Origin of the sequence: Streptomyces sp. NPDC042638 (assembly GCF_040647235.1) — a bacterium.
Lineage (GTDB): Bacteria > Actinomycetota > Actinomycetes > Streptomycetales > Streptomycetaceae > Streptomyces > Streptomyces rameus.
In genome coordinates, this window is record NZ_JBEZBT010000134.1 from 1 (window position 1) to 3,680 (window position 3,680).

Here is a 3,680-nt window from a genome sequence, read left to right on the forward strand (position 1 = left end):
GAGCAAGGCCATCCGCGCGCTGTCGGGCCGTGGTGGGATGGTGTCCGTCTCCCTCACCCTGGAAGCCGTGCAGGAGCGGTTGCAGGCGTGGGACGGCCGGCTCGCGGTCGCGGCCGTCAACGGCCCCGCCGTGGTGGTGGTTTCCGGTGACGCGGACGCTCTCGATGAACTCCTGGCGAGCTGCGAGGCGGAGGGTGTGCGGGCGCGTCGTGTCGCGGTGGACTATGCCTCACACTGCTCGCATGTGGAGGAGATCGAGGACGTACTCCTGCGTGACCTGGCGGGGATCGCTCCGCAGGTGGCGTCGGTGCCGTTCTACTCCACGGTGACGGCCGGCGTGCTGGACACGACCGGTCTGGACGCGGGGTACTGGTATCGCAATCTTCGTCAGACGGTTCGTTTCGCCGACACCGTGCGGGCCCTCCTCGATGACGGTTTCCGTCTGTTCGTCGAGTCGAGTGCGCATCCGGTGCTGACGATGGGTGTCGAGCAGACGGCAGAGGAGCACCTCAACACACCGATATCCGCTGTCGGTTCGCTGCGTCGTGACGAGGGTGGTCTGTTCCGTTTCCTGACGTCGGTGGCCGAGGCGTTCGTCGGGGGCGCGGCCGTCGACTGGGCCGCGGTGTTCAAGGGCACGGGCGCTCAACGCGTCGAGCTGCCGACCTACGCTTTCCAGCACCAGCACTACTGGCTCAAGTCGCCAGCCACCCGCGCCGGTGATGTGGCCGCTGTCGGTCTCGGTTCGGCGGATCACCCCTTGCTGGGCGCCGTGGTGTCTTTGGCGGACGCGAACGGGCTCGTACTCACCGGCAGGTTGGCGTTGGCGGCTCAGCCCTGGCTGGCCGATCACCTCGTCCTGGGGAGGGCCGTCGTACCGGGAACCGCTTTCGTGGAGCTGGCGCTGCGGGCGGCGGACGCGGCGGGGTGCCGCGGTCTTGAGGAGCTGACGCTTCAGGCACCGCTGGTGTTGCCGGAGGACGGCGCGGTGCAGGTGCAGGTCGTCGTCGGCGGTACGGACGATCCGGACCGCCGTGATGTGGGGGTGTACTCCCGTGTCGAGGGGGATGACGAGGAAGCCTGGACCTGTCATGCCCGAGGTGTCCTCACCACCGTCGACGCCGAAGTCCCCGCGGACGCGGGCGAGCTGGCCGTATGGCCGCCGGCCGACTCCGCTGCCCTGACGGTGGACGGCCTGTACGAGCGGCTGGCCGGGCTCGGACTTGAGTACGGGCCGGTCTTCCGCGGCGTGCGGGCTGCCTGGTGGCGCGGCGACGACGTGTTCGCCGAGATCGTTCTCCCGGAGGAGCAGCGCGAGGAAGGGCAGCGTTACGGGATCCACCCGGCTCTGCTGGACGCCGCGTTGCACGTGACCGGCATCGGTCATCCGAGCGGCCGGGACACACGTCAGGCCGGAGATGCCGAGGAGCCGGGCGTGGCACGGCTGCCGTTCGCGTGGAGCGGGGTTTCCCTGCATGCCACGGGAGCGACCACGCTTCGGGTGCGCCTGTCCAGGACCGGAGCGGATGGCGTGTCGGTGCTGGCGGCCGACGTGACCGGCGCACCGGTGGCGTCCGTCGGCTCACTGGTGGGTCGCCCTGTCTCGCCGGAGCTGCTCGACAGCGCCGCGACGCGCTCGACACCGGAGTCGCTGTTCGGGATCCGCTGGGAGGCGGTCCAGGCCGTGCCCGAGCCGGCGGCCGCGGAGGACTGGGCGGTGCTCGATACGGCCACCCAGGGCACCGAGACCGCACCCGAGTCGGCCGGATCGCGGGTGCCGTGTCTCGTCCACCTGTCCTCGAACCCGGCGGAGACCCTCCCGCGGGTCGTCCTTCTGCCGTGCTTCTCTCCGGTCGGCACGGACGGGGAGGAAGCGACGGAGCCGGCGGCCGCCACGCGCGAGCTGGTGTACCGGGCGCTGCGCGCCGTCCAGGACTGGATCGGCAACGCGTCCGCGGAGTCCTCGAGGCTGGTCTTCGTCACCCGGGGTGCGGTCGCCACCGCACGGGGCGAGGCCGTGCCGGACCCGGCGGCGGCCGCCGTGTGGGGCCTGGTCCGGTCCGCGCAGACGGAACACCCGGACCGGTTCCACCTGGTCGACCTCGAAGCCACACCCGACATCGACTCCGCCTCCCTCACCGGCCCCGGCACCTGGCACGTCGCCGCCGGCGCGGCCCTCGCAGCCCTCACCGCCGACGAGCCCCAGATCGCCGTACGCGGGGGCGAACTCCGTGCGCCCCGGCTGTTCAGGGCGGTGACCCCGCCGGCGACGGCCGGCCCGGCCGGTCCGTGGAACGCCGACGGAACGGTCCTGATCACCGGAGCGAGCGGCGTACTGGGCGGCTTGGTCGCACGCCACCTGGCCGCCGAACACGGTGTACGGCGTCTCGTACTGCTGTCACGCCGGGGCGACGCCGCTCCCGGCGCAGCGGAACTGGCGGCGGACCTGGCCGGTCTGGGCGCGGAGAGCGTGTTCGAGTCCTGTGACGTGACGGACCGCGAAGCGCTGGCCGGTGTGCTGGCACGCATCCCCCAGGACATGCCCCTGCGCGGTGTGGTGCACACGGCGGGTGTGCTGGACGACGGCGTGGTGGACGCCCTCACGCCCGAGCGCGTGGACGCCGTGCTGCGCCCGAAGGCGGACGCCGCCCTGCTCCTGCACGAACTGACCCGCGACCTGGACCTGTCGGCGTTCGTGCTCTTCTCCTCCGCCGCGGCCACCTTCGGCGCGGCCGGACAGGCCAACTACGCGGCGGCCAACGCCTTCCTGGACGCCCTGGCCGCGCACCGCCACGCCCAGGGCCTGCCCGCGGTCTCGCTGGCCTGGGGCTTCTGGGCCGAACGCAGCGAGATGACCGGCCACCTGGCGGACACCGATCTCGCCAGGATGGCCCGCGGGGGCGTCGTACCGCTGTCGTCGCAAGAAGGACTGGCCCTCTTCGACGCGGCTCTCACCGCGGAAGAGGCACTGCTGGTCCCCGTACGGCTCGCCGCCACGGTGCTGCGGGGTGGGAACGGCCCCGTACCGCCGCTGCTGCGCAGGCTTGTGCGTACGGCCGCACGGCGTACGGCGGCGGCGCCCGCGACCGTGGCCGGTGCGGCTGACGGCCTCGCCGGTGAACTGGCCGGACTGCCGGAGGCGAAGCGGGAACAGGTCGTGCTCGACATGGTGCGCACTCATGTGGGCGCCGTTCTGGGCTACGGTCCGGGCGACGAGGTGGCGGCCGACCGCGCTTTCCGCGAACTCGGTTTCGACTCGTTGACGGCGGTGGAGCTGCGCAACCGGCTGAACACGGCCACCGGACTGCGGCTGCCTGCCACGCTCGTGTTCGACTACCCCACGGCCGCCGGGCTCGCCCGTCACCTGCTGGCGGAGCTGACGGCGGCCGGCGTCTCCGACGGCGCCTCCCGGAGCGCGGTACTGCCGGCCCTACGAGGGGCGACGGCGGTGGACGAGCCGATCGCGATCGTCGCGATGAGCTGCCGCTTCCCGGGTGGCGTACGCACCCCCGAGGACCTGTGGTCCCTGCTCGCCAGGGGCGGCGACGCCATGGCCGCGTTCCCCGACGACCGCGGCTGGGACCTGGAGGCGCTGTACCACCCCGACCCGGACCACAAGGGCACGGCGTACGCGCGTGAGGGTGGTTTCCTGTACGACGCGGGTGATTTCGATCCGGGGT

Annotated in this window: 1 protein-coding gene; it reads left to right on the top strand. The window is 72.4% G+C overall.

The window, feature by feature from the left end:
• On the top strand, positions 1 to 3,680 hold a 3,680-nt coding region (locus tag AB0B40_RS38015), incomplete at both ends, for an SDR family NAD(P)-dependent oxidoreductase (RefSeq protein WP_362268201.1).